We start from the raw sequence: 24309 nt of genomic DNA, 5'->3' as shown, positions 1-24309 counted from the left end.
CCACCCGACATGTCCCTGATCAAGCAACTCTGGATCGCGACCCTGTGCCTCACCCTGCTCGCCCTCGGCGGCAGCCTGGTGGTCGGCACGCTATCGGCGCGCGACTACCTGGTGCAGGCGCTCACGGTGAAGAACATCGACAACGCCGGCGGCCTCGCGCTCGTGCTCTCGCACCTGCCCAAGGACCCGGTCAGCATCGAGCTGCAGCTTTCGGCGCGCATGGACACCGGCCACTACCGGCTGATCCGCCTGGTCGACCCCAAGGGCGAGCTCATCGCCGAGCAGGTCGCCGAGGGCGGAGAGGGCGACGTACCCCTGTGGTTCCGCGCGCTCATTCCGATGCAGGCCCCGGCCGGCGTGGCGCAGGTACAGGACGGCTGGCACCAGTTCGGCACCCTCAGCGTGCTCAGCCACGACCGCTACGCCTACGAGTCGCTGTGGCGCTCCACGCTCGACCTGCTGCTCTGGTTCGGCGTCGGCGGCGTGGCCTGCGGCGCGCTCGGCACCCTGTTGCTCAAGCGCATCCTGCGTCCGCTGGACGAGGTCGTGGAGCAGGCGACGGCGATCGGCGAGCGCCGCTTCGTCAGCACGCGCGAACCCGGAACGCTCGAGTTCCGGCGCGTGGTGGGCGCCATGAACGCACTGTCCGCACGCGTGCGGCTCATGCTCGGCGAGGAGGCCGAGCGGCTGGAGGCGCTGCGCTTCCAGAGCCAGCACGACGAGCTCACCCGGCTGATGACCCGCACCCAGTTCCTGCGCCGGGTGGAAAGCGCTCTCGCGCGCGAGGACGAGCAGGCAGGCGGGACCCTGGTGATCGCCCGCATCGGCGACATCGCCAACCTCAACCGCCAGCACGGGCGGCCCGCGGTCGATAAGCTGCTGCGCACGCTCGGACACCATCTGCTGCACCTTGCCTCGTCCCGTCCCGACTGGGAGGCCGGCCGCCTGAACGGCACCGACTTTGCGCTGCTGGCGAGCGGCGAGGACGACGCCGCCGGTCTCGCCGAGCGCGTGCAGGCGGTGATCGACGAGGCGCTCGCGCACGCCAGCGACGGCCAGCGCCTTGACGTCGCCTTCCCGCTCGGCGCCTGTGCGTTCTCGCCCGGCGCCGCGCTCAAGAGCCTGCTCGCCCGCACCGACGGCGCGCTCGCCAACGCCGAGCAGGCGGGTGCACGCGCGATCTGCGTCGCCGATCCGCATCGGCCGCCACTTGCCCATACCGAACTCGCCGGCTGGCGCCAGGCGATCGAAGGCGCACTCCAGGCGGGCGGCATGCAGCTCGGCCGCTTCCCGGTCACGGACGCCACCGGCACGCTGCTGCATTTCGAGGCCCCGGTGCGCCTGGACATGGATGGCGGCTTGCAGAGTGCCGGCTACTTCATGCCCTGGGCAGCGCGCCTGGGCGTGATCAACCGCATCGACGCCGAGGTCGTCCGCCTTGCACTGCGCAGCATCGCCGCCACCGGCCATCCGCTGGGGATCAATATCTCGGCCGAGTCGCTGCGCGACGCCAGCTTCCGCAGCCTCCTGCTCGCGAGCTTCGCCGAGCAGCCCGCGAGCGCGCGGCAGCTGTGGGTCGAGGTGCCGGAGTACGGCGTGGTGCAGCACCCGGAGGAGTTCCGCGAGCTCTGCCATGCGCTCAAACCCCTGGGCTGCCGCATCGGCATCGAGCACTGCGGCCGCCAGCTCAAGCAGCTCGGCGACCTGCACGACCTCGGACTCGACTACCTCAAGGTCGACGCCGCGCTGATCCGCGGCATCGACACTGACGCCGGCAACCAGAGCGTGCTGCGCAGCCTGTGCGTGCTGGCGCACAGCATCGGCGTGCGGGTGATTGCGGAAGGGGTGAGCAGCGACGCCGAGCGCCTTGCCCTGCCGGGACTGGGGGTCGATGGCATGACGGGACCGGGCGTGAGTCTCGTCACCCCGCGCGCGGCGTGAGGCGCTGGCAGCGCGCGCCAGCGCATCGGCGCGCGATCGGCCGCAATCGGCCAGTCGCGCGCTAGAGGATCTGTCCGTCGCGCTCGGAGAGGAGGTCGAGGCTGCGCATCGAGACGCGCGCGCTGCGGCGTGCGCTCAGTTTTTCCTGTGCGGCCGGCGGCAGATCGGTAAAGCGGATCACCGAGCGCTCGACCAGCAGGTCGATCAAGTCTTCCAGCACCCGCACGAGCTGCAGGTCGGTATCGGCCAGACCCGGCGTGGAGCTGAGCCGGTGCAGGAAGAGCCGCAGCTCGGGGTCGTCCCCGGGAACGAGCTCCACATGCACGTCATCGGGTGCATCACTGACGGCGGCGATCTCGCCCGCCGGATTTCGCACTACATAAGGCATGCCGTCCTCGCGTGAAAGCCCGCCGGGGCAAGCCCGGCGGGCCATGCTCACCGTCACTCGGTGATCAGTTTGCCGTTGTTGACCAGGTTCTGGATGATCAGCTGGTCGTCGGTCAGGCCGTTGAGAAGATTCACCCCCTCGACGCGGATGATCTGATCGGGCCCGCTCATGGCTGCGCCGTCGGTCTTCACCTCGAGCACGGTCGTGTTGCTCGCCGTCTCGTAGCTGAAGTGGAGATAGTTGCTGAGACTACCCGACGCGTCCGCCAGCAGGTCGCGCAGATCGAGCGCGTCACCCTGCGTGAGGCTGAAGTCCTTGACCGTATCGGTCGCCGGCGCACTCGTCGTTCCCTGGTCGCCGAGTTTCCAGGTGAAGACGTCGGCGCCGAGCCCACCCCATAGCTGATCATTGCCCGCCCCGCCGACCAGGATGTCGTTGCCATCGCCGCCGCGAAGCGTGTCGATGCCCGCATGCCCGAACAAGGTATCGTTCCCCGAACCGCCGTCGAGCGCATCGGCGCCCGCGGTGCCACCGATCGACTCGTCCGCCGCCGTTCCCGCCAGGACGTGGTCGGCGCTGAAGCCGATCGTCATCGACGCCGACGCCGCATCGCCGTCACCGTCCTCGACACTGACCGTCACCGGGATGCGGAAATCGACGGTTGGATCGAGATAGTCGCCGCTCACCGACTTCACGGCGTAACCCGACGCCGTTCCGATCAGTTCGACGCGGTCGAAGGTGGAGCCGATCGCGTCGGCGCTGATGGTCGTCTGCGCGCTCGACTGTCCCACGCCTTGCCCCACCACCTGACCGCTGAGATAGGCGACCCACTGCGCGGTACCGGTGGTGCCGATGACGATCTCATCGAGCATGCGCGGCTGGCCCGAGGCCGGATCCTTGAAGTCCAGGCGCAGGGTCTCGCCAGCGCTGATCTTGTTGCCACCGGCGATCCAGATCTCGTTCGCGGAGTAATTGACCGGTCCACCCAGTCCGGTGGCAACCATCTTGAGGTTGGGCAGGTCGTCATTTCTAAACTCGACGACGTCCTTGTTACCTCCCGTGGTCGGCTCGAGACTGCCGTAGCCGATTGCCGCCGCCGGATCGAGCTTCATCAACACGTTGAGCGTGTAGGACGAGGACTGCAGGTCGAAGCTCAGCGTAAACGCGGTCTCGCCGGCCGCCGTCTTCGCCGTCACGACGCCGTTCTCGATCGTATAGGTGAGCTTGTCGCCGTTATTCACGGTGACGGGCCCGCTGCGGGTAACGCCCGTGAACGGATCTACATAGGTGGCCTGGATGAAGCCGGCGGCATCCACCTGCAGCTGAACACCCGTGATCTCGGCGCCGTCCCCATCCGCACCTGGCGCGAGGTTCAGCTGCCCGCTCAGCGGAAGGCCGGCTTCGATCGTGGCAAACAGGCTTTGCGGGGTGCCGAACACCGGCGCATCGTCCTCGACGCGCAAGTCGATGCCCATCACTGCACTCGCCAGGCCGTCGGACACTGCCACGCCGAATTTCGCGAGCAGGACGTCCTCGCCCGCGGCGGGATGATCGAGTTGATCGAGGAGTTCGATCCGGTACGTGCCGTCCTGCTCAAAGGTCGCCCGCAACACCTCGCGCCCTGCAGCCGTGCCGACGAGCACGCCCGTGCCGACCCCCGACCAGGTGATCGCCTGCCCCGCAGAGGTCAGCACACCGGTCGGCTGCGCCCAGCCGTAGGTGAGCGTGTCGCCATCGGCATCGCGGACCTGGGCGAGATCGAAGCGGCCGCTCGCCACCGTGGCGTCGGTCGTCCCGCCGCCGAGGTTGCCGCCCAACAGCCCCTCTTCGGAGAGCGTGGCAAGCAGCGGCGCGAGCGGGACCACCGGAGGCGAGTTGATGTCGAGCGCGGCGCCCGCACCGAGGTTGCCGGCGAGATCGCTGTAGCTCGACTGGGCCACACTGACGGCAATCGGCGCGAGGCCATTGGCGGTGAAGGTCGCCGTCCAGGTACGCGCATCGACCTGGGTCAGGTTGCTGAGCACCCCACCCGTCGTGCTGACGTCCACCACTTCGAAACCGCTCACGGGATCCGAGAAGCTGAATGTCACGGTGGAGGCTTCATTGGCCGCAAGCGTCGCATCGGCCGACGTGATGGCCACACTGGGCGCTGCGGTGTCGAGCGTGAAGCTCAGCGTCGCAGGGGCCGAGACATTGCCCGCCACATCCGTCTGGCGGACCTGGATCGTGTTGGCGCCCTCGACCGCGGTCGGGGCGGTCGTGCTCCAGTTCACCCCATCGGTGCTGTATTCGACCAGCGCACCGGTTTCGGTGCCAGTAACGGTGTACGTGCCGGTCTTCGTGATGCCGTCGGTGGCGCTCGCGCCGGTATCAGTGTCGAGCGCGATCGTCGGGGCCGCGATCTGCGTGTCGAGCGTGAAGCTCAGTGTCGCAGGGGCCGAGACATTGCCGGCCACATCCGTCTGGCGGACCTGGATCGTGTTCTCACCCTCGACCGCCACAGGCGCGGTCGTGCTCCAGTTCACTCCGTCGGTGCTGTACTCGACGACCGCACCGGTTTCGGTGCCGCTCACCGTGTAAGCGCCCGTCTTCGTGATGCCGTCGGTGCCACTCGCGCCGGTATCGGCGTCGAGCGCGATGGTCGGGGCTGCGATCGCGGTATCGAGCGTGAAGCTCAACGTCGCCGGCGCCGAGACGTTGCCCGCCACATCCGTCTGGCGAACCTGGATCGTGTTCTCACCCTCGACCGCGGTCGGCGCGGTCGTACTCCAGGTGGTGCCGCCGTCGGTGCTGTATTCGACGACCGCACCCGACTCGATCCCGGTGACGGCGTACGTGCCCGTCTTCGTGATGCCGTCCGTGCCACTCGCGCCGGTATCGGCGTCGAGCGCGATCGTCGGGGCCGCGATCGCGGTATCGAGCGTGAAGCTCAGTGTCGCGGGGGCCGAGACGTTGCCGGCCACATCCGTCTGGCGGACCTGGATCGTGTTCTCACCCTCGACCGCCACAGGCGCGGTCGTGCTCCAGTTCACTCCGTCGGTGCTGTACTCGACGACCGCACCGGTTTCGGTGCCGCTCACCGTGTAAGCGCCCGTCTTCGTGATGCCGTCGGTGCCACTCGCGCCGGTATCGGCGTCGAGCGCGATGGTCGGGGCTGCGATCGCGGTATCGAGCGTGAAGCTCAACGTCGCCGGCGCCGAGACGTTGCCCGCCACATCCGTCTGGCGAACCTGGATCGTGTTCTCCCCCTCGACCGCCACAGGCGCGGTTGTACTCCAGTTCACTCCGTCGGCGCTGTACTCGACGACCGCACCGGTTTCGGTGCCGCTCACCGTGTAAGCGCCCGTCTTCGTGATGCCGTCCGTGCCACTCGCGCCGGTGTCAGTGTCGAGTGCAATCGTCGGGGCGGCGATCTGCGTATCGAGCGTGAAGCTCAGTGTTGCGGGGGCCGAGACGTTGCCGGCCACGTCCGTCTGGCGGACCTGGATCGTGTTGGCACCCTCGACCGCGGTCGGAGCAGTCGTGCTCCAGGAGGCGCCGCCATCGGTGCTGTATTCGACCACGGCGCCAGGCTCGGTACCGGTGACGGTGTACGTGCCGGTCTTCGTGATGCCGTCCGTGCCACTCGCGCCGGTATCGGTGTCGAGCACGATCGTCGGGGCTGCGATCGCGGTATCGAGCGTGAAGCTCAACGTCGCCGGCGCCGAGACGTTGCCCGCCACATCCGTCTGGCGAACCTGGATCGTGTTCTCCCCCTCGACCGCCACAGGCGCGGTTGTACTCCAGTTCACTCCGTCGGCGCTGTACTCGACGACCGCACCGGTTTCGGTGCCGCTCACCGTGTAAGCGCCCGTCTTCGTGATGCCGTCCGTGCCACTCGCGCCGGTATCGGCGTCGAGCACGATCGTCGGGGCCGCGATCTGCGTATCGAGCGTGAAGCTCAACGTCGCCGCAGGCGAGACGTTGCCGGCCACGTCGGTCTGGCGGACCTGGATCGTGTTGGCGCCCTCGACCGCGGTCGGGGCGGTCGTGCTCCAGGTGGTGCCGCCATCGGTGCTGTACTCGATGACCGCACCGGTTTCGGTGCCACTCACCGTGTAAGCGCCCGTCTTCGTGATGCCGTCGGTGGCGCTCGCGCCGGTGTCGGCGTCGAGCACGATCGTCGGGGCGGCGATCTGCGTATCGAGCGTGAAGCTCAGCGTCGCCGCAGGCGAGACATTGCCGGCCACGTCCGTCTGGCGGACCTGGATCGTGTTCTCACCCTCGACCGCCACAGGCGCGGTCGTGCTCCAGGTGCTGCCGCCGTCGGTGCTGTACTCGACGACCGCACCAGTTTCGGTGCCGCTCACCGTGTAGGCGCCCGTCTTCGTGATGCCGTCGGTGGCGCTCGCGCCGGTGTCGGCGTCGAGCACGATCGTCGGGGCCGCGATCTGCGTATCGAGCGTGAAGCTCAATGTCGCCGCAGGCGAGACGTTGCCCGCCACATCCGTCTGGCGGACCTGGATCGTGTTGGCGCCCTCGACCGCCACAGGCGCGGTGGTGCTCCAGTTCACTCCATCGGTGCTGTATTCAACCAGCGCACCCGACTCGATCCCGGTGACGGTGTACGTGCCGGTCTTCGTGATGCCGTCCGTGCCACTCGCGCCGGTATCGGTGTCGAGCACGATCGTCGGGGCTGCGATCGCGGTATCGAGCGTGAAGCTCAGCGTCGCAGGGGCCGAGACGTTGCCCGCCACATCCGTCTGGCGAACCTGGATCGTGTTGGCACCCTCGACCGCGGTCGGAGCAGTCGTGCTCCAGGAGGCGCCGCCATCGGTGCTGTATTCGACGACCGCACCCGACTCGGTGCCGGTAACGGTGTACGTGCCCGTCTTCGTGATGCCGTCCGTGCCACTCGCACCGGTGTCGGCATCGAGCGAGATCGTCGGGGCCGCAATCGTGGTGTCGAGCGTGAAGCTCAGCGTCGCGGGCGCCGAGACGTTGCCGGCCACATCCGTCTGGCGGACCTGGATCGTGTTCTCACCCTCGACCGCCACAGGCGCGGTCGTGCTCCAGGTGCTGCCGCCGTCGGTGCTGTACTCGACGACCGCACCAGTTTCGGTGCCGCTCACCGTGTAGGCGCCCGTCTTCGTGATGCCATCGGTGCCACTCGCGCCGGTATCGGCGTCGAGCGCGATGGTCGGGGCCGCGATCTGCGTATCGAGGGTGAAGCTCAGCGTCGCCGCAGGCGAGACATTGCCGGCCACGTCCGTCTGGCGGACCTGGATTGTGTTCTCCCCCTCGACCGCCACAGGCGCGGTCGTGCTCCAGGTGGTGCCGCCGTCGGTGCTGTATTCGACGACCGCACCCGACTCGGTGCCGGTGACGGTGTACGTGCCCGTCTTCGTGATGCCATCGGTGGCGCTCGCGCCGGTGTCGGCATCGAGCGCGATCGTCGGGGCCGCGATCTGCGTATCGAGCGTGAAGCTCAGCGTCGCCGCAGGCGAGACGTTGCCGGCCACGTCCGTCTGGCGAACCTGGATCGTGTTGGCACCCTCGACCGCGGTCGGGGCGGTGGTGCTCCAGGTGGTGCCGCCGTCGGCGCTGTACTCGACGACCGCACCGGTTTCGGTGCCGCTCACCGTGTAAGCGCCCGTCTTCGTGATGCCGTCGGTGGTGCTCGCGCCGGTATCAGTGTCGAGCACGATCGTCGGGGCGGCGATCTGCGTATCGAGCGTGAAGCTCAGTGTCGCCGCAGGCGAGACGTTGCCGGCCACATCCGTCTGGCGGACCTGGATCGTGTTGGCGCCCTCGACCGCGGTCGGGGCGGTGGTGCTCCAGGAGGCACCGCCGTCGGTGCTGTACTCGACGACCGCACCGGTTTCGGTGCCGGTGACGGTGTACGTGCCCGTCTTCGTGATGCCGTCCGTGCCACTCGCGCCGGTGTCAGTGTCGAGTGCAATCGTCGGGGCTGCGATCGCGGTATCGAGCGTGAAGCTCAGCGTCGCCGGCGCCGAGACGTTGCCCGCCACATCCGTCTGGCGGACCTGGATCGTGTTGGCGCCCTCGACCGCGGTCGGGGCGGTCGTGCTCCAGTTCACTCCATCGGTGCTGTACTCGACGACCGCACCGGTTTCGGTACCGGTAACGGTGTACGTGCCGGTCTTCGTGATGCCGTCGGTGGCGCTCCCGCCGGTGTCGGCGTCGAGCACGATCGTCGGGGCGGCGATCTGCGTATCGAGCGTGAAGCTCAGTGTCGCGGGGGCCGAGACGTTGCCGGCCACATCCGTCTGGCGGACCTGGATCGTGTTGGCACCCTCGACCGCGGTCGGAGCGGTCGTGCTCCAGTTCACCCCATCGGTGCTGTATTCGACCAGCGCACCGGTTTCGGTGCCACTCACCGTGTAAGCGCCCGTCTTCGTGATGCCGTCGGTGGCGCTCGCGCCGGTGTCGGCGTCGAGCGCGATCGTCGGGGAGGCGATCGTGGTGTCGAGCGTGAAGCTCAGTGTCGCGGGGGCCGAGACGTTGCCGGCCACATCCGTCTGGCGGACCTGGATCGTGTTCTCACCCTCGACCGCCACAGGCGCGGTCGTGCTCCAGGTGCTGCCGCCGTCGGTGCTGTACTCGACGACCGCACCAGTTTCGGTGCCGCTCACCGTGTAGGCGCCCGTCTTCGTGATGCCATCGGTGCCACTCGCGCCGGTATCGGCGTCGAGCGCGATGGTCGGGGCCGCGATCTGCGTATCGAGGGTGAAGCTCAGCGTCGCCGCAGGCGAGACATTGCCGGCCACGTCCGTCTGGCGGACCTGGATTGTGTTCTCCCCCTCGACCGCCACAGGCGCGGTCGTGCTCCAGGTGGTGCCGCCGTCGGTGCTGTATTCGACGACCGCACCCGACTCGGTGCCGGTGACGGTGTACGTGCCCGTCTTCGTGATGCCATCGGTGGCGCTCGCGCCGGTGTCGGCATCGAGCGCGATCGTCGGGGCCGCGATCTGCGTATCGAGCGTGAAGCTCAGCGTCGCCGCAGGCGAGACGTTGCCGGCCACGTCCGTCTGGCGAACCTGGATCGTGTTGGCACCCTCGACCGCGGTCGGGGCGGTGGTGCTCCAGGTGGTGCCGCCGTCGGCGCTGTACTCGACGACCGCACCGGTTTCGGTGCCGCTCACCGTGTAAGCGCCCGTCTTCGTGATGCCGTCGGTGGTGCTCGCGCCGGTATCAGTGTCGAGCACGATCGTCGGGGCGGCGATCTGCGTATCGAGCGTGAAGCTCAGTGTCGCCGCAGGCGAGACGTTGCCGGCCACATCCGTCTGGCGGACCTGGATCGTGTTGGCGCCCTCGACCGCGGTCGGGGCGGTGGTGCTCCAGGAGGCACCGCCGTCGGTGCTGTACTCGACGACCGCACCGGTTTCGGTGCCGGTGACGGTGTACGTGCCCGTCTTCGTGATGCCGTCCGTGCCACTCGCGCCGGTGTCAGTGTCGAGTGCAATCGTCGGGGCTGCGATCGCGGTATCGAGCGTGAAGCTCAGCGTCGCCGGCGCCGAGACGTTGCCCGCCACATCCGTCTGGCGAACCTGGATCGTGTTGGCACCCTCGACCGCGGTCGGGGCGGTCGTGCTCCAGTTCACCCCATCGGTGCTGTATTCGACCAGCGCACCGGTTTCGGTGCCGCTCACCGTGTAAGCGCCCGTCTTCGTGATGCCGTCCGTGCCACTCGCACCGGTATCGGCGTCGAGCACGATCGTCGGGGCCGCGATCTGCGTATCGAGCGTGAAGCTCAGCGTCGCTGGGGCCGAGACGTTGCCCGCCACGTCGGTCTGGCGGACCTGGATCGTGTTGGCGCCCTCGACCGCGGTCGGGGCGGTCGTGCTCCAGGTGGTGCCGCCGTCGGTGCTGTATTCGACCACGGCGCCAGGCTCGGTACCCGTGACGGTGTACGTGCCCGTCTTCGTGATGCCGTCGGTGGCGCTCGCACCGGTATCGGTGTCGAGCGCGATGGTCGGGGCCGCGATCTGCGTATCGAGCGTGAAGCTCAGCGTCGCCGCAGGCGAGACATTGCCGGCCACGTCCGTCTGGCGGACCTGGATCGTGTTGGCGCCCTCGACCGCGGTCGGGGCGGTCGTGCTCCAGGTGGTGCCGCCGTCGGTGCTGTACTCGATGACCGCACCGGTTTCGGTGCCACTCACCGTGTAAGCGCCCGTCTTCGTGATGCCGTCCGTGCCACTCGCGCCGGTGTCAGTGTCGAGCGCAATCGTCGGGGCTGCGATCGCGGTATCGAGCGTGAAGCTCAACGTCGCCGCAGGCGAGACATTGCCGGCCACATCAGTCTGGCGAACCTGGATCGTGTTCTCACCCTCGACCGCGGTCGGGGCGGTCGTGCTCCAGGTGGTGCCGCCGTCGGTGCTGTACTCGATGACCGCACCGGTTTCGGTGCCGCTCACCGTGTAAGCGCCCGTCTTCGTGATGCCGTCGGTGGTGCTCGCGCCGGTATCAGTGTCGAGCGCGATCGTCGGGGCCGCGATCTGCGTGTCGAGCGTGAAGCTCAGTGTCGCGGGGGCCGAGACGTTGCCGGCCACGTCCGTCTGGCGGACCTGGATCGTGTTCTCACCCTCGACCGCGGTCGGGGCGGTCGTGCTCCAGGTGGTGCCGCCGTCGGTGCTGTACTCGACGACCGCACCCGACTCGGTACCGCTCACCGTGTACGCACCAGAGCTCGTGATCGCATCGCTGGAACTGAAACCCGTGTCGTCATCGAGCACGATCGTCGGGGCCGCCACCGTGGCATCCACCGTTCCGTTCGCCCTGCCATCGGCCGTATTGCCTGCCCCATCATCCACGGTCGCCGTCACCACATAAGGGCCATCGGCGAGCGGCGTGACGGGGGTTACCTGGAAGCCCCCCTGCGCATCCACCGTCGCCACCACCGTCTGCGAAACGCCTGCCGCATCGGTGATCACCACCGTGACCTGGCTGCCCGCAGGCGCGTCGGTGTTGCCGGTGATCGTCGGCGTGTTGTCGTTGGTGAGCGGCGGCGCCACGAGCGTCAGGCTCAGCTCGATCGGCTCCGGCAGCGGGGTCGCATCGTCCTCGGTCGCGCCGGCGAGGGCAGTGGCATCGTCGAACTCGGCGACCGCAGCCGTGCGTGCGCCGTCGAACGCGAACTCGGCCCCATCCACCCCTTCGCTGATCCGCAGCAGGCGCACGAAGTTGCTGCCTTCGCCGCCGCCACCGCCGGCCAGGCCGGCTGCCGGGTCCTCGAGCACCTGCTCCAGATCCTGGCCGGTCTCGATGGCCTGGATGACCTGGGCGATGGTCGCGTCCTCGACGGCGGCTGCGCGCGCGTCGGGGCGCGTGGCCTCGGTCATCTCCTCGGTGATCAGGACGCTGCTGTCGGCGGGGATGGACGTGCTGCCGCCGTCGGCGTAGGCAAGCTCGACGCGGCCACCCTCTGCGGTGATGACGACCTCGCCTTCGCGCAGGCTGTCGCCTTCCTTGAGGATGCGGACCTCTCCATCCGCGTTGCGCGCGAATACCTGTCCGTCAATGCGGACGACCGTTGCGACGACCCTGGGCTCAGCCATTTTGCCTTTCTCCGTGAAGCCTTCCGCCGGTCGGGAGACGCGGGCGGACGCCATGAACCATGATGTCCCAGAGGGTACGGAGGGGCCCGGTCGGCCGCCATTGGCCGGGTGGACAGGCTGCGAACTATGTCACGCTCGCAGCCGTGAGAAGATCACGCCGGAAGGCGGGAAACCAGCAGCGCCAGTTGCAGGCGGTCGCGAACCCCCACCTTCTCGAACACGGCGGCGAGGTGCGCCTTGACCGTGCGCTCGGTGATGTCGAGACGGAGCGCGACCTCCTTGTTCGTGAGCCCCTCGGCCACCGCGGCCGCGACCGCGCGCTCGCGCGCGCTCAGCCCATCGAGTTCGGCCGCCAACGGCGCCGCGACCGGCGCCGGCGGCACGACCGGAACCACCGCGCGGATCATGCGTGCAAGCAGCTCGGGGCCGACCCACAGCCCGCCATGGCGCACCACCACCGCCACCTCTCGCAGCAGCTCTGGCGTGGCATAGGCGTGGCAATACGCGCGTGCGCCCGCCTCGAGTGCCGTCTGCGCCTGGTCGCTCGACGGCGCCGACGACAGCACCACGACGCGGTCGCCGCGCGCCGCGAGCACGCGGGCGTCGTTCACCCACGTATCGCGCTCGGCATCCAGCCACAGCACGGCCTCACCCGGGCGCGGCGGAAGCGCCGCCAGCGACGGAACGCTGGAGAGCCCGGGAAAAGCGCTGCGCCACGACGCGAGCACGCGCGCCTCGGGGCTGACGAAGATGTGAGCGGTCATGCTCAACGCTCCGTCAGCGCGTTCGCCTTGGCGCGCAGCACCGGCTTGGCGAGATAGGCGAGCACGGTCTTCTTGCCGGTGAGGATGTCCACGTCGGCCACCATGCCCGGAATGATCGGCAGCCCCTCCCCAAGCTGGCGCTCCAGCGTACGCACACGCACGATGTAGAAGGCATTGCCTTTGTCATCGGCGACGGTATCCGCCGAGATGTGCTCGACAACCGCCTCGAGGCCACCGTAGATCGCGAAGTCGTAGGCGGAGAACTTCACCACCGCCGGCTGCTGCGGGCGCAGGAAGGCGATGTCCTTGGGCTTGACGCGCGCCTCGAGGATCAGCGCGTCGTCCAGCGGCACGATCTCGACCACCTCCTTACCCGGCTGCACCACGCCACCGACGGTGTTGACCAGCAGACGCTTGACCGTGCCGCGCACCGGCGAGCGGATCTCCGCATGCTTCACGCGATCCTCCAGTCCGCGCGCCCCCTCCGACAGGCTGCCGAGCTTGCTCATGGTCTCCGAAAGCTCGGCCCGCCACTGGTTGCGCACGGCGAGCTCGACCTCCTGGATCTTGCCCTCGGCCTCGGTGATCGCCGCCTGTACGCGCGAGATCTGCGCCGCGGCCTGGTCGCGCTCGCCGCGCATGCGGGAGACGTCGCGCTCCAGGCGCAGGATGTCTACGTCGGACACCGCGCCCGACTTGACCAGCGGCCGCGTCACGCTCAACTCGCGTTCGGCCAGCTCCAGGCTGCGCGCGGCCTGGTCGCGGCGCGCACGCGCCTCGTTCAACTCCTGCTGGCGCTGGTTCAGCTGCTGGCGGGCGATGGCGATCTGGGCCTCGATGCCCTCGCGGCTGGTCTCGTAGAGCCTGCGCTCATGGGCGACGATCTCCGGAATCTCGCGCTCGAGCTCCTCCGGCACCGAGAACGGCCCGCCGCGCCCGAGCGCCTCCAGCCGTGCAGCCTTGGCCTGCAGCGCCTGCGCGGTCGCCCGGCTCTCGAGCAGGTTGGAGACGAAGCGCGTGGGGTCGATGCGCAGCAGCAGCTCTCCGGCGTCAACCGTCTGGCCCTCGCGCACCGCGAGCGACTCGACCACGCCGCCATCGACCGACTGCACCACCTGCAGCTGTGAACTCGGAATCACCCGCGCCTCGCCACGGGTGACTTCGTCGAGTTCGGCAAAGGCGGCCCACAACAGCAACAGGGCAACCACGAACCCGGTTCCCCACAACAGGCCGCGCGCGCGCAGGGGTTCCTGCTGCAGGCGGGCCCAATCCGCCTCGCCGACCCAGTCGCCCGCGTCCGGCCGGTCGCTGCGCGCGGCGCGATCGAGCACGAGGTCGAGCATCGAACCGCCCGCCGAAGCCTTGCCGTCCTGCGTCACCGCGCCACCCTTGGCGAACAGTGCCTGCTGCATCCTGGGCAACATCAGGCAGCCCTCCCGATGCGGCCCTGGCGCAGGGCCTCGACCACCTGGGCCTTCGGACCGTCGGCGACGATCCGGCCGGCATCGACGACGATGATGCGGTCGACCAGATCGAGCAGGGACGTGCGGTGCGTGATGACGATCACCGTCTTGCCCGCCGCGTGGCGCCGCAGCTGCTGCTTGACCGCCTCCTCGCTCGCGTGGTCCATCGACGCCGTAGGCTCGTCGAGCAGCAGGATCGGCGGATCGCTGATCATCGCCCGCGCGATCGCCACCGCCTGGCGCTGACCGCCGGACAAGGACTCGCCGCGCTCACCGACCAGCATCGCGTAGCCGTGGGGATGCGCATCGACGAACTCGGCGATGCCGGCGATGCGCGCTGCCTGCACCACCTTGTCGTCATCGGCCTGCGGCATGCCCATGACGATGTTGTCGCGCAGCGAGCCGTAGAACAGGGTGACGTCCTGTGGCACGTAGCCGATGTTGCGGCGCAGTTCGGCGGGGTCGAGCTGGCGCAGGTCGATGCCATCCACGAGCACCGCGCCGCCGGTCGGCTGGTAGAGACCGAGGATCAGCTTCTCGAGCGTGGTCTTGCCCGAGCCGACCCGGCCGAGCACACCCACGCGCTCGCCGGCCCGGATCGAGAACGACACGTCGCGCAGCACCGGCACCTCGTCCTCGCCATAGGCGAAGCTGACGTTGCGGAACTCGATGTCGCCCGCCAGCCGCGGCCGGCTGACGAAGCGCTTGTCCTGGGGACGCTCGACCGGGCGCTTCATCAGCTCCTCGAGCGACTCGAAGGCGGTGGACGCCGAGTGGTACTGCACGAGCAGGCCCGCGACCTGGCCGATCGGCGCCATCGCGCGCGACGACAGCAGGTAGCAGGCGATCAGCCCGCCCATGGTCAGCAGCCCGTCCTGGATGAGATAGACGCCGATGACGATGGTCGCCAGACTGACCATCTGCTGCACCCACAGCGCACCGTTCGACGAGGTCGCGGCCAGCAGCCGCAGACGGGTGCCGACGCTTGCCACCAGCGCGGCGCTCTTCTCCCACCTGCCCTGCAGGATCGACTCCGCGCCGAGCGCCTTGACCGTCTCCAGGCCCACCAGCCCCTCGACCAGGGTCGCGTTGCGCTGTGCGCTCGCGCGGTAGGTGGTTTCGGCGAGTGCGTGCATGCGGCGCTGGACGGTCAGCGAATACAGCAACAGCAGCGCGATGCCGACCACGAAGGGGATCACCATCGGCCACGCGATCCAGCCGATGACGAGGAGGAAGAGCAGCGCGAACGGAACGTCGATGAAGGCCGTGACGGTTGCCGAGCTGATGAAATCGCGCACGGCCTCGAAGGCGCGCAGATTGGAGGCGAAGGAGCCCACCGAGTCGGGACGCACTTCCATGCGCAGGCCGAGCACCTTCTCCATGATCGCCGCCGACAGCTTGACGTCCGCCCGGCTGCCCGCCAGGTCCACGAAGTAGCCGCGCAGGGTGCGCAGCGCGAGATCGGCACAGACCACCACGAGCACGCCGACTGCGAGCGCCCACAGCGTCTCGACCGCGTTGTTCGGCACCACGCGGTCATAGACGTTCATCGAGAACAGCGGCAGCGCGAGGGCGAACAGGTTGATGATGAGCGCCGCGGCGAGCACGTCGCGATACAGGCGGCGGTTCTCGGCCATGACGCTCCAGAACCAGTGCCCGGAGCGATTCGTCCGGACCTCGGGCGTGCGCGCGTCGAAGCGATGGCGCGGCCGGGCGTAGAGCGTGAAGCCGGCGTAGCGCGCGCGCAGCTCGTCGCGCGCCAGCGTGACCGCAGACTCGCCGAGCTCGGGAAACACGACCTGGCAGCTGCCCTCGGCGTCGCAGGACAAGAGCACGCAGGCCTGCTCGCCATGGAGCAGCAGGACGGCCGGCAGCAGGGCCGGCTCGAGATGGCCGAGAGGCTGGCGGACGATGCGGCTGGTCAGGCCGGCGCGCTGGGCGGCGCGCTCGAAGAGCGCGGGCGTCAGCCGCGCCCCCTCCAGTGGAAGCCCGGCCAGGATTGCATCGGGCGTGACCGAAACGCCGTGCATCTGCGCCACGGCGAGCAGGCAACCGAGCAAGGCGTCGGTGGCGCGGGGTTCGGCCGGGTCGGTCGCGGCAGAAGTCTCGCCCGCGGTCGATCGGAGGAGTTCGAGGCTAGGTACGGGCTGGTCCACGCGCAGGCACACCGATATTGAGCAATGGACGCATTCTAGGGGCAGGCCACCCCAGCCCCGCGCGCAACCGCAGTCCGCACGTTAATTCGATCACACCGCCGCCGCGGCGGTTGGCACGCCGGCGCGTGCGGGGATCATTCCGGCAGCGGCTCCCGATACTCCTCCACCGCCACCCCGCGCAGCTGGTAACCGGCCACCCCCATCTCGGAGTCCACCCGGCCCACCGCCATCACCCCATTCACCCACACCGGCAGCATGTTCCAGCCCGCCGGCACCGGCTTGTCGGGAATCACGTGGATCAGCTGGTTCGCCGGCGGCGGCGGCACATGAACGCAGGCACCGAAATAGGGCACGAGCAGGAACTCGCGGATCTGCTCGCCATCGGTCTCGAGCGGCACGACGAAGCCGGGGATGCGCACTTGCGCGCCGGCCAAGCGCTCGACCACCGGGGCACGGTCCCACTCCTCGCGCAGACGCTGCATCGCCTCCATCGCGCGCGGGTCGGCGTCCTGGAGGTCGTCGAGTTTCAGGTCGGCCAGAAAGCCCTCGGGGTTCCAGTCGGTGGGGATGAGGTCGTCCCAGCTGATCTCGCGGAACGCACCCTGGCCCGCCGGCGCGGGCGCCGCGAGGCGATCGCCGACCTGGTAGCCGCTGCTGCCCGCACGCGATTGCGCGTGCGCAGGCAGAACCCCGCCTGCCAACGCGAGCACGAGCGCAAGCGCCGCCGCCGTGCGTGCGCGCGCCGGCGCCCTGTTCCAATTCTTCATGGCCGATCCCGCTCCGTTCGATTCATCATTGTTCCGTCCCCCGCACACTGCCGGCCCGCAGGGCTCACACGCGAACGCTCATGCCGTCCGCCAGCGAGTAGCGATAGGCGCGCAGCGCCGGCACCAGGCTGGCGATCAGGCTCGCCGCCAGCACCGCGCCGAGCAGGCGCCACTCGCCGGCGCGCGGCCAGCCCAGGCTCAGCTGCAATCCGTGCTCGGCCGCCAGCCAGGGCGAGACGAGAGCGCCGGCACCATACAGCAGCGCCAGCCCGAGCGCGATCCCGGCGAGCGCCAGCAGCGCGCTCTCCACCGCGAGCAGCGCGAAAACCTGCCCTGGGCTGGCGCCGAGCGCGCGCAGGATGGCCAGCTCGCGCCGGCGCTCGCCGAGGCTCGCCACCACCATCGCCACCATGCCCGCCAGGCCCACCGCCACCACCAGCGCGGACACTGCAAGCAGCGCCTTCTCGGCGACGCCGACCAGGCCCCACAGCTCCTGCAGGGTGGCGCCGGGCAGGATCGCGGTCAGCGCCTCGCCCGGGTAGGTGTTGATCTGGCGCTGCACGCGGAACACCGCGGTGCGGCTGTCGAGGCCGACCAGCGCGGCGGTCGCCGACTTCGGCTGCAGGTCGAACTTGCGCACATGCTCGGGCGCGATCTTCACCCCGGGGATGGGCGCGCCGCCATGCCAGTCGACATGGATCGCCTCGATCGCCTCCAGGCTCACGAGCAAGGCGCGGTCCACCGGGGTGCCGCTGCGGGCGAGGATGCCGACGATGGTGAAGGGCTTGTCGGCATGGTCGGCGAAGCGCGGACCGCCCTCGCCCCCCAGGCTGCCGTGGCTGAGCACGATCTGCTGGCCGATCCGATAACCGTGGCGCACAGCGACCTCGGCACCGATCACGACCTCGAACAGGCCCGCGACCTGCTCCGGCGCATCGGCGAAGGAGCGCCCCTGGGCAAACACCAGCGCGCGTCCCTCGCCATGTCGATAGTGCTCGAAGAACGCAGCGCGCGTGCCGATCACGCGGTGGCCGCGGTGCGAGTCACCGAGCGCAATCGGCACCAGCCACTTGACCTGCGGCAGCGTTGCCATGTGCTCGATGCTCGCCCACGACACGTTGTTGGTCGCATTGCCGAGGTGGAACACCGAATACAGCAGCAGCTGAACCGGTCCGCTGCGCGCGCCAACGACCAGGTCGGTGCCGGAGATCGTCTGGGCGAATCCGGCGCGCGCATCCGTGCGCACGCGCTCGACCCCGGTCAGCAGCGCGACCGCCAGCGCCACCGCGATCACGGTGAGCGCCACCGACAGGCGCCGGTTGGCGATGCTGCGCAGCGAAAGTCCGAGCACCGGGCTCATCAGGCGCCCTCCCCGGCCGTCGACGCACGGTTGATACGGCCAAGATCGAGCACGCGATCGAAGTGCGCCGCAAGCCGCTGGTCGTGGCTGACGAAGAGCAGCGCCGCCCCTGCCGCCGCGCACTCCTCGCCGAGCAGGTCGATGAAGGCCTGCTGGCGGTCGGCGTCGAGCGCCGAGGTGGGCTCGTCCGCCACCACCAGCCCGGGGCGGCCGATCAGCGCGCGCGCAGCGGCCACGCGCTGCTGCTGGCCGACCGAGAGTTGCGCCGCCGGCCGTTCGAGGAGTCCATGGGCAAGATCCAGGCGCGCGGCGAGGCGCGCCGCCTCGGCCGCCACCGTGGCGCCGGCGGCCGCGATGCGCGCCTGGCGCGCGGGCGAGAAGCGGCAGGCGAGCTCGATGTTGTCGCGCGCAGAGAGGTAAGGCAGCAGGTTGAAGAGCTGGAACACGAAGCCGACATGGTCGGCACGAAAGCGATCGCGCGCACCCGCCGAAAGCGCACCGAGCGATTGTCCATCCACCTCCACCACGCCGGCCTGCGGCAGAACCACCCCGCCTACGAGCGAAAGCAGCGTGGTCTTGCCACTGCCGCTCGCGCCGCGCAGGAAGACGCGCTCGCCCGGCGCGATCGCGAGCTGGTCGATGGCCAGGCAATCACGCGCAGCGCCCGGCCAGCGGTAGCGCAAGGCGTCGATCCGCACCGCAGCGGACGCCGCTCGGCCTGCCCGAACCTCGGCCGCCGCCAACCCGCCGCGCCCTACAGCGCCCATCACAAGGGCAGGACCGTGCGGCCCGGTCGCAGCACCAGCGCGCCCTGCCCGCCGGCAGTCGCCCTGGCCGCACGAACCTCGCGCAGGCGGGGGAAGACTGCGAACAGCTGCGTGTCGATCGCATCGAGGGCCTGCGGCTGCGCGCAATCGAAGCGGTAGCTCGCCATCACGTCCGCATGCCCGCCCTCGTCGGCGGAGGCCGCGCCGTGCTCGTGCGCCTTGTCGTGGTCGTGGTCGTGCGCCCTGGCCGGGCGCGCAGCTTGCTCCTTGGCGGCTGCCGCCCCTCCCATCCAGCCCCCCTCGATACGGACCTCGGCAAGCGCGCACCCAGCCGCCGCCGGCAGCCTGAACAGGCCCGGCGCATCGCGCAGCTGCGCCTCGGCAGTGGCGAGCGCCCGGCGCTGCGCGGCGCTGGCCGGTGCATGCTCGAAGCCGACGAGATTATCGAGGGGGGAGACGATCTCGATCACCAGCGTCGCGCCTTCGGTGGCGACACTGAGCTCGGCCACGCCGTGCTCATGCGCGCCACCGGCGTGCTGGGCGAGGACGGGCTGCGCGAACGCGAATGCGGACAGGGCGTAGATCGTGTGGCGGACTAGGGGGCAGGAGAGATCTTTCATGAGCAGGTCGAACGCTTGGTGTGAAGCCCGAAGCCTCACGGGTTGAATCCGACGTAGCGCGCCAGGCCGGGCGCGGTGCAAACCAAGTGCTGGCGGACGGCAGGCGGGCTGGCCTCAGTCGCGACGTCTAATGCTACAATGTTGCATCAAAACATCCGACGCGGCCAGCCCTCTGCGGTTCCGCCGTCGCAATTGCCCAGCCATCCATGCCCGACGCCAGCGCTTACCCCCACCCTGCCGCCCGCGAGCTCATCGCCGCCCATGGCGGCCGCGTCACGCGCACGCGGGTCGCCGTAATCGAGGCGCTCCAGGCTGCGGCCCACCCGCTTTCGCACGACGAACTCGGCGCGGCCCTCGGCGCCGATGGCATCGCCCACGATCGCGTCACGCTCTACCGCGCGCTCGACTGGCTGGTGGAACAGGGCATCGCACGCCGGATTGCCGGCGGCGAGCGCGCATGGCGCTTCGAGATCCACCGCGGCGGCGACCACCGCCACGCCCACTTCCACTGTGACCAGTGCGGCCAGATCCTGTGCCTGGAAGACGTCCCCGCAACCGCCAGCCCGGCGCTGCCGGCCGGCTTCGAGGTCGATCGCGCAGAACTCGTCCTCCACGGCGCCTGCCCCGAATGCGGACGCGCCGGCACGAAGGCACGCCTGCCATGAGCCCAGCCGAGCACACGACCGCCGCGGCCCATGCGCACGCCCACGCACATGGACATGCGCATGGAGAAGGGCACGATCATGCACATGTGCACGCCGAGCCGCCGAGAGCGGCTGCCGAACGCGCACCCGCACGCCTGCGCCCCTTCCCCGCGCGCAGCCTGCTCGGCGCCAGCCTGCCCGCCCGCCTCGGCGTCGCCGCCCTCGCCCTCGTCCTGCTGTGGACCGCGGTGCTGTGGGCGCTGCGCTGACATGGACACCGCCGTGCTGCCGATGATCCGCCTCGACAACCTCACCCTCGGCTACGACCGCCACCCGGCGGTACACCACCTCAGTGCCGACATCCCCGCCGGCGCGCTGGTCGCGGTCGTGGGGCCGAACGGCGCGGGCAAGTCCACGCTGCTGAAGGGCCTGGCCGGCGAGTTGCGTCCGATCGGCGGCCGCATCCTGCTGCCCGGATTGCCGCCCGGCGGGCTGGCCTACCTGCCGCAGCGCGGCGAGATCGACCACAGCTTCCCGGTCTCGGTGTTCGACGTGGTGGCGATGGGCCTTTGGCGCGAGATCGGCGCCTTCGGCGGACTGTCGCGCGCTCAGCGCAAGCGCGTGCGGGGTGCGCTGGAGGCGGTCGGGCTGGCCGGCTTCGAGTCGCGCCCGATCGGCTCGCTGTCGGGCGGGCAGCTGCAACGCGCGCGCTTTGCCCGCCTGATGCTGCAGGACGCGCCGCTGATCCTGCTCGACGAGCCCTTCGCCGCCATCGACAGCCGCACGGTGGACGACCTCGTCGGGCTGATCCTCGGCTGGCACGCCGAAGGCCGCACCATCCTCACCGTGGCGCACGACCTCGAACAGGTGCGCCGCCACTTCCCCACCGCGCTGCTGCTGTCGCGCGAGCCGGTCGCCTTCGGCCCCACCGCCGAGGTGCTGACGCCCGCACTGCTCGCGCGCGCGCGCCGCCTGTCGGAGGCCTTCGACGAGCGCGCGCCCGAGTGCCACATCGAGCTCCCGCCCGGGCTTCCCACGCCCGCCATCCACCCGCGGCACACCCCGTGATCGACTTCTTCATCTCCCCCTTCACCGAGTTCGCCTTCATGCGCCGCGCGCTCGCCGGCTGCCTCGCCCTGGCGCTCGGCGCCACCCCGGTCGGGGTGTTCCTGCTGCTGCGCCGCATGAGTTTGATGGGCGACGCCATGAGCCACGCCATCCTGCCCGGCGCGGCGCTCGGCTACCTCGCCTTCGGCCTGTCGCTCGGCGCGATGACCGTGGGCGGGATCATCGCCGGCCTGGTGGTGGTGTTCGCCGCCGGCCTGGTGACGCGCGCCTCGGTGCTCAAGGAGGATGCAAGCCTGGCCGCCTTCTATCTGCTGTCGCTCGCTGCAGGGGTGATGATCGTGTCGCTGCGCGGGCAGAACCTCGATCTGCTGCACGTGCTTTTCGGCTCGGTGCTCGGCCTCGACGACCCCTCGCTGCTGCTGATCGCGGCCATCGCGAGCGTGACCCTGGTGAGCCTTGCCGTGCTCTTCCGCCCGCTGGTGATGGAGTGCTTCGACCCCGCCTTCCTGCGCGGAGTGAGCGGCTGGTCGCCGGTCGCGCATTACGGCTTCCTGATGCTGGTGGTGATCAACCTGGTGAGCGGCTTCCATGCGCTCGGCACGCTGATGGCAGTGGGCATCATGATCCTGCCCTCGGCGGCCGCGCGCCTGTGGGCGAAGGGTCTGCCGATGCTGCTGCTGCTCGCCGTGCTGTTCGCCCTCTCCAGCGGCGTCGCCGGACTGCTGCTGTCCTTCCATGCCGACGTGCCCGCCGGCCCGGCGATCGTGCTGATGTGCGGACTGGTGTACTTCGTGTCGCTGCTCGCCGCACCCGGCGGGCTGCTCGCCGGTCGCCTGCCGGTGCGCCATCACCTCGAATCCTGAGCTCTCCCGCCTTCCGACCCCTGACCCCGCTTCCATGACCAAGTCCAGCCTTCCCTGCCGCCTCGCCGCCCGCCTGCGCCCGCTCGCCGCCGTCCTCCTGCTCGCAGGCGGCGGTGCCCACGCCCAGACCCTCGAGGTCGCCGCCAGCTTCAGCGTGCTGGGCGACCTGGTCAGCGAGGTCGGCGGCGAACGGGTGAAGGTGCGTACCCTGGTCGGCCCCGACGCCGACGCCCATGCCTTCCAGCCACGCCCCTCGGATGCGCGCGAGATCGGCGCGGCCGCAGTGGTCGTGGTCAACGGCCTCGGCTTCGACGACTGGATGCTGCGTCTGGCGCGCGCGGGCGGCTTCAAGGGCACGGTGGTGGTGGCGAGCGACGGCGTCCCCACGCTGACGATGCGCGCGGACGACGATCACGGCCACCATCACGCTCACACCCACGAGACCGGAAACAAACGCGGCGAAGCAGCCGATCCGCACGCCTGGCAGGACGTCGGCAACGTCCGCCGCTATGTTGCGAACATCGCCACCGCGCTCGCCGCGGCCGACCCCGCGGGTGCGTCCGCCTACCGCGACAACGCCGCGCGCTACGACGCCGAACTGCAGGCCCTCGACGACGAGATCCGCAGCACCTTCGCCGCCCTGCCGGCCGAGCGTCGCAAGGTCGTCAGCTCGCACGACGCCTTCGCCTACTTCGGCCGCGCCTACGGCATCGACTTCCTGGCCCCGGTCGGCGTCTCCAACAACGCCGAGCCGACCGCCAAGGGCGTCGCCCGCCTCATCCGCCAGCTGAAATCGGAGAAGGTGCCGGCAGTCTTCATCGAGAACGTCGCCGATCCGCGTCTGATCGAGCGCATCCGCAGCGAGAGCGGCGCCGCCGTCGGCGGCACGCTGTATTCGGATGCGCTGTCCACGGCGGACGGTCCGGCGCCCAGCTACGTGAAGATGATGCGCGCCAACCTCGGCGTCATCCGCGACGCGCTCGGCGCAACGGGCGCTGCAGACTGAGGCGCAGCGCCCGCGCGGGCGCAACGTGCGGCGGCGGGCTCGGGCACGGCGGATGAGCGCCCCCGGGAAACCGGGCCTCAGGCAAAGATGCTGTGCAGCATCTTTGCGCACAGCACCATCAGCAGACCGGCGAACACCTTCTTCAGTGTCGCCACCGGCAGGCGGTGGGCGAGACTCGCACCGATCGGCGCGAAGAACGTGCTGACCAGCGACACCAGCACGAGCGCCGGCAGATAGACGTAGCCGAGGGTGAGCGCCGGCATGTCGGGCGCCCCCCAGCCGTTGACGAGATAGCCCACCGTACCGGCGAGCGCGATCGGCAGGCCGATCGCCGCCGAGGTGCCGATCGCGTTCTGCAGCTTGACGTTGCACCAGGTCATGAACGGCACCGACAGCGAGCCGCCGCCGATCGCCACCAGCGCCGAAACGCCACCGATACCGAGACCGGCCACGCTCATGCCGAGCGTTCCGGGCAGCTCGCGCGAGGGCTTGGGCTTGATGTTGAGCAGCATCTGGATCGACACGTAGGCCATGAACACCGCGAAGAAGATCGCCAGCGGCACCGTATCCACCCGCGAGGCGATGAAGGTGGCGCCGAAGGTGCCGAGCAGGATGCCCGGCGTGATCGCGCGCACCACGTCCCAGCGCACCGCGCCTCTGGCGTGGTGGGCGCGCAGGCTGGAAACCGAGGTCAGCACGATCGCCGCCATCGAGGTCCCGAGCGCGAGATGCACCACCTGCGACTGCGGGAAGCCCTGGGCAAGGAAGAAGGTCGTCAGCATCGGCACCATGATGCCGCCGCCGCCCACGCCGAGCAGACCGGCGAAAAAGCCCACCGCGGCCCCGAGCACGGGGTAGGCGAGCCACCAGATATCGACATCCATCGGGGATCTCTCTTGTTTTGGATTCGCATCGCCGGCCGGCGCGCGCCGGTCGGCAAAGCGG

16 protein-coding genes are annotated in these 24309 nt (G+C 69.8%); 6 read left to right on the top strand and 10 right to left on the bottom strand.

The features are described from left to right. Window positions 1-9 precede the first annotated feature (9 nt). Entirely contained in the window at window positions 10-1941 is a 1932-nt protein-coding gene (locus tag AAG895_RS04410) for an EAL domain-containing protein (RefSeq protein WP_345794344.1), read from the top strand. Between the two features lie 61 nt (window positions 1942-2002). Here AAG895_RS04410 and AAG895_RS04405 read toward each other — a convergent pair whose 3' ends face one another. The 9 genes from AAG895_RS04405 to AAG895_RS04365 all read right to left on the bottom strand — a co-directional run bounded on the left by AAG895_RS04405 (window position 2003) and on the right by AAG895_RS04365 (window position 19783). Then, the gene (locus tag AAG895_RS04405; RefSeq protein ID WP_345795223.1) at window positions 2003-2374 is read right to left on the bottom strand and encodes a hypothetical protein; all 372 of its coding nucleotides are present in this window, start codon (window positions 2372-2374) and stop codon (window positions 2003-2005) included. Between the two features lie 8 nt (window positions 2375-2382). Beyond that, window positions 2383-11886 carry a retention module-containing protein gene (locus AAG895_RS04400; protein WP_345794343.1) on the bottom strand — a complete coding sequence of 3168 codons (9504 nt, stop codon included), beginning with the start codon at window positions 11884-11886 and terminating at the stop codon, window positions 2383-2385. Between the two features lie 152 nt (window positions 11887-12038). Continuing rightward, complete coding sequence (locus AAG895_RS04395; protein WP_345794342.1) at window positions 12039-12650, bottom strand: LuxR C-terminal-related transcriptional regulator; 612 nt, start codon at window positions 12648-12650, stop codon at window positions 12039-12041. Window positions 12651-12652: 2 nt separating this feature from the next. Then, entirely contained in the window at window positions 12653-14074 is a 1422-nt protein-coding gene (locus AAG895_RS04390; RefSeq protein ID WP_345794341.1) for an HlyD family type I secretion periplasmic adaptor subunit, read from the bottom strand. Continuing rightward, entirely contained in the window at window positions 14074-16143 is a 2070-nt protein-coding gene (locus tag AAG895_RS04385; RefSeq protein WP_345795222.1) for a type I secretion system permease/ATPase, read from the bottom strand. The genes AAG895_RS04390 and AAG895_RS04385 overlap by 1 nt, the downstream gene beginning before the upstream one ends. Window positions 16144-16403: 260 nt before the next feature. Continuing rightward, a complete protein-coding gene (locus AAG895_RS04380; RefSeq protein WP_345794340.1) occupies window positions 16404-17036 on the bottom strand; it encodes a DUF3299 domain-containing protein in 633 nt (210 codons plus the stop codon). A gap of 64 nt (window positions 17037-17100) precedes the next feature. Beyond that, the gene (locus AAG895_RS04375) at window positions 17101-18396 is read right to left on the bottom strand and encodes an ABC transporter permease (RefSeq protein ID WP_345794339.1); all 1296 of its coding nucleotides are present in this window, start codon (window positions 18394-18396) and stop codon (window positions 17101-17103) included. Beyond that, window positions 18396-19079, bottom strand: coding sequence for an ATP-binding cassette domain-containing protein (locus tag AAG895_RS04370; RefSeq protein ID WP_345794338.1), 684 nt, complete (start codon window positions 19077-19079; stop codon window positions 18396-18398). Before AAG895_RS04370 ends, AAG895_RS04375 begins: the two co-directional genes overlap by 1 nt. Window positions 19080-19162: 83 nt before the next feature. After that, complete coding sequence (locus AAG895_RS04365) at window positions 19163-19783, bottom strand: DUF2796 domain-containing protein (RefSeq protein WP_345794337.1); 621 nt, start codon at window positions 19781-19783, stop codon at window positions 19163-19165. Between the two features lie 206 nt (window positions 19784-19989). Between AAG895_RS04365 and AAG895_RS04360 the strand changes: the two genes are divergently transcribed. From AAG895_RS04360 to AAG895_RS04340, 5 genes are read left to right on the top strand one after another with little or no spacing between them, the layout of a single operon-like run. Continuing rightward, entirely contained in the window at window positions 19990-20448 is a 459-nt protein-coding gene (locus AAG895_RS04360) for a Fur family transcriptional regulator (protein WP_345794336.1), read from the top strand. After that, window positions 20445-20696, top strand: a complete 252-nt coding sequence (locus AAG895_RS04355; protein ID WP_345794335.1) for a hypothetical protein — start codon at window positions 20445-20447, stop codon at window positions 20694-20696. Before AAG895_RS04360 ends, AAG895_RS04355 begins: the two co-directional genes overlap by 4 nt. Window position 20697: 1 nt before the next feature. Beyond that, complete coding sequence (locus tag AAG895_RS04350) at window positions 20698-21495, top strand: ABC transporter ATP-binding protein (RefSeq protein WP_345794334.1); 798 nt, start codon at window positions 20698-20700, stop codon at window positions 21493-21495. Further along, window positions 21492-22358, top strand: coding sequence for a metal ABC transporter permease (locus AAG895_RS04345; protein ID WP_345794333.1), 867 nt, complete (start codon window positions 21492-21494; stop codon window positions 22356-22358). Before AAG895_RS04350 ends, AAG895_RS04345 begins: the two co-directional genes overlap by 4 nt. A 34-nt stretch (window positions 22359-22392) precedes the next feature. After that, on the top strand, window positions 22393-23364 hold the full coding sequence (locus AAG895_RS04340; RefSeq protein WP_345794332.1) for a zinc ABC transporter substrate-binding protein: 972 nt from the start codon (window positions 22393-22395) through the stop codon (window positions 23362-23364). A gap of 77 nt (window positions 23365-23441) precedes the next feature. Here the strand turns inward: AAG895_RS04340 and AAG895_RS04335 are convergent, their stop codons facing one another. Continuing rightward, the gene (locus AAG895_RS04335; RefSeq protein ID WP_345794331.1) at window positions 23442-24248 is read right to left on the bottom strand and encodes a sulfite exporter TauE/SafE family protein; all 807 of its coding nucleotides are present in this window, start codon (window positions 24246-24248) and stop codon (window positions 23442-23444) included. Window positions 24249-24309: the final 61 nt, after the last annotated feature.

The organism is Thauera sp. JM12B12, from assembly GCF_039614725.1.
Lineage (GTDB): Bacteria > Pseudomonadota > Gammaproteobacteria > Burkholderiales > Rhodocyclaceae > Thauera.
This window is presented reverse-complemented; position numbering and strand designations above follow the sequence as displayed.

Excerpts from the sequence above, each read along its gene's own strand:
- AAG895_RS04375 (WP_345794339.1), bottom strand. The coding sequence starts at position 18,396 with ATGAGCCCGGTGCTCGGACTTTCGCTGCGCAGCATCGCCAACCGGCGC.
- AAG895_RS04400 (WP_345794343.1), bottom strand. The coding sequence starts at position 11,886 with ATGGCTGAGCCCAGGGTCGTCGCAACGGTCGTCCGCATTGACGGACAG.
- AAG895_RS04340 (WP_345794332.1), top strand. The coding sequence starts at position 22,393 with ATGACCAAGTCCAGCCTTCCCTGCCGCCTCGCCGCCCGCCTGCGCCCG.
- AAG895_RS04395 (WP_345794342.1), bottom strand. The coding sequence starts at position 12,650 with ATGACCGCTCACATCTTCGTCAGCCCCGAGGCGCGCGTGCTCGCGTCG.
- AAG895_RS04355 (WP_345794335.1), top strand. The coding sequence starts at position 20,445 with ATGAGCCCAGCCGAGCACACGACCGCCGCGGCCCATGCGCACGCCCAC.
- AAG895_RS04405 (WP_345795223.1), bottom strand. The coding sequence starts at position 2,374 with ATGGCCCGCCGGGCTTGCCCCGGCGGGCTTTCACGCGAGGACGGCATG.
- AAG895_RS04350 (WP_345794334.1), top strand. The coding sequence starts at position 20,698 with ATGGACACCGCCGTGCTGCCGATGATCCGCCTCGACAACCTCACCCTC.
- AAG895_RS04390 (WP_345794341.1), bottom strand. The coding sequence starts at position 14,074 with ATGTTGCCCAGGATGCAGCAGGCACTGTTCGCCAAGGGTGGCGCGGTG.
- AAG895_RS04360 (WP_345794336.1), top strand. The coding sequence starts at position 19,990 with ATGCCCGACGCCAGCGCTTACCCCCACCCTGCCGCCCGCGAGCTCATC.
- AAG895_RS04335 (WP_345794331.1), bottom strand. The coding sequence starts at position 24,248 with ATGGATGTCGATATCTGGTGGCTCGCCTACCCCGTGCTCGGGGCCGCG.
- AAG895_RS04385 (WP_345795222.1), bottom strand. The coding sequence starts at position 16,143 with ATGCACGGCGTTTCGGTCACGCCCGATGCAATCCTGGCCGGGCTTCCA.
- AAG895_RS04365 (WP_345794337.1), bottom strand. The coding sequence starts at position 19,783 with ATGAAAGATCTCTCCTGCCCCCTAGTCCGCCACACGATCTACGCCCTG.
- AAG895_RS04380 (WP_345794340.1), bottom strand. The coding sequence starts at position 17,036 with ATGAAGAATTGGAACAGGGCGCCGGCGCGCGCACGCACGGCGGCGGCG.
- AAG895_RS04410 (WP_345794344.1), top strand. The coding sequence starts at position 10 with ATGTCCCTGATCAAGCAACTCTGGATCGCGACCCTGTGCCTCACCCTG.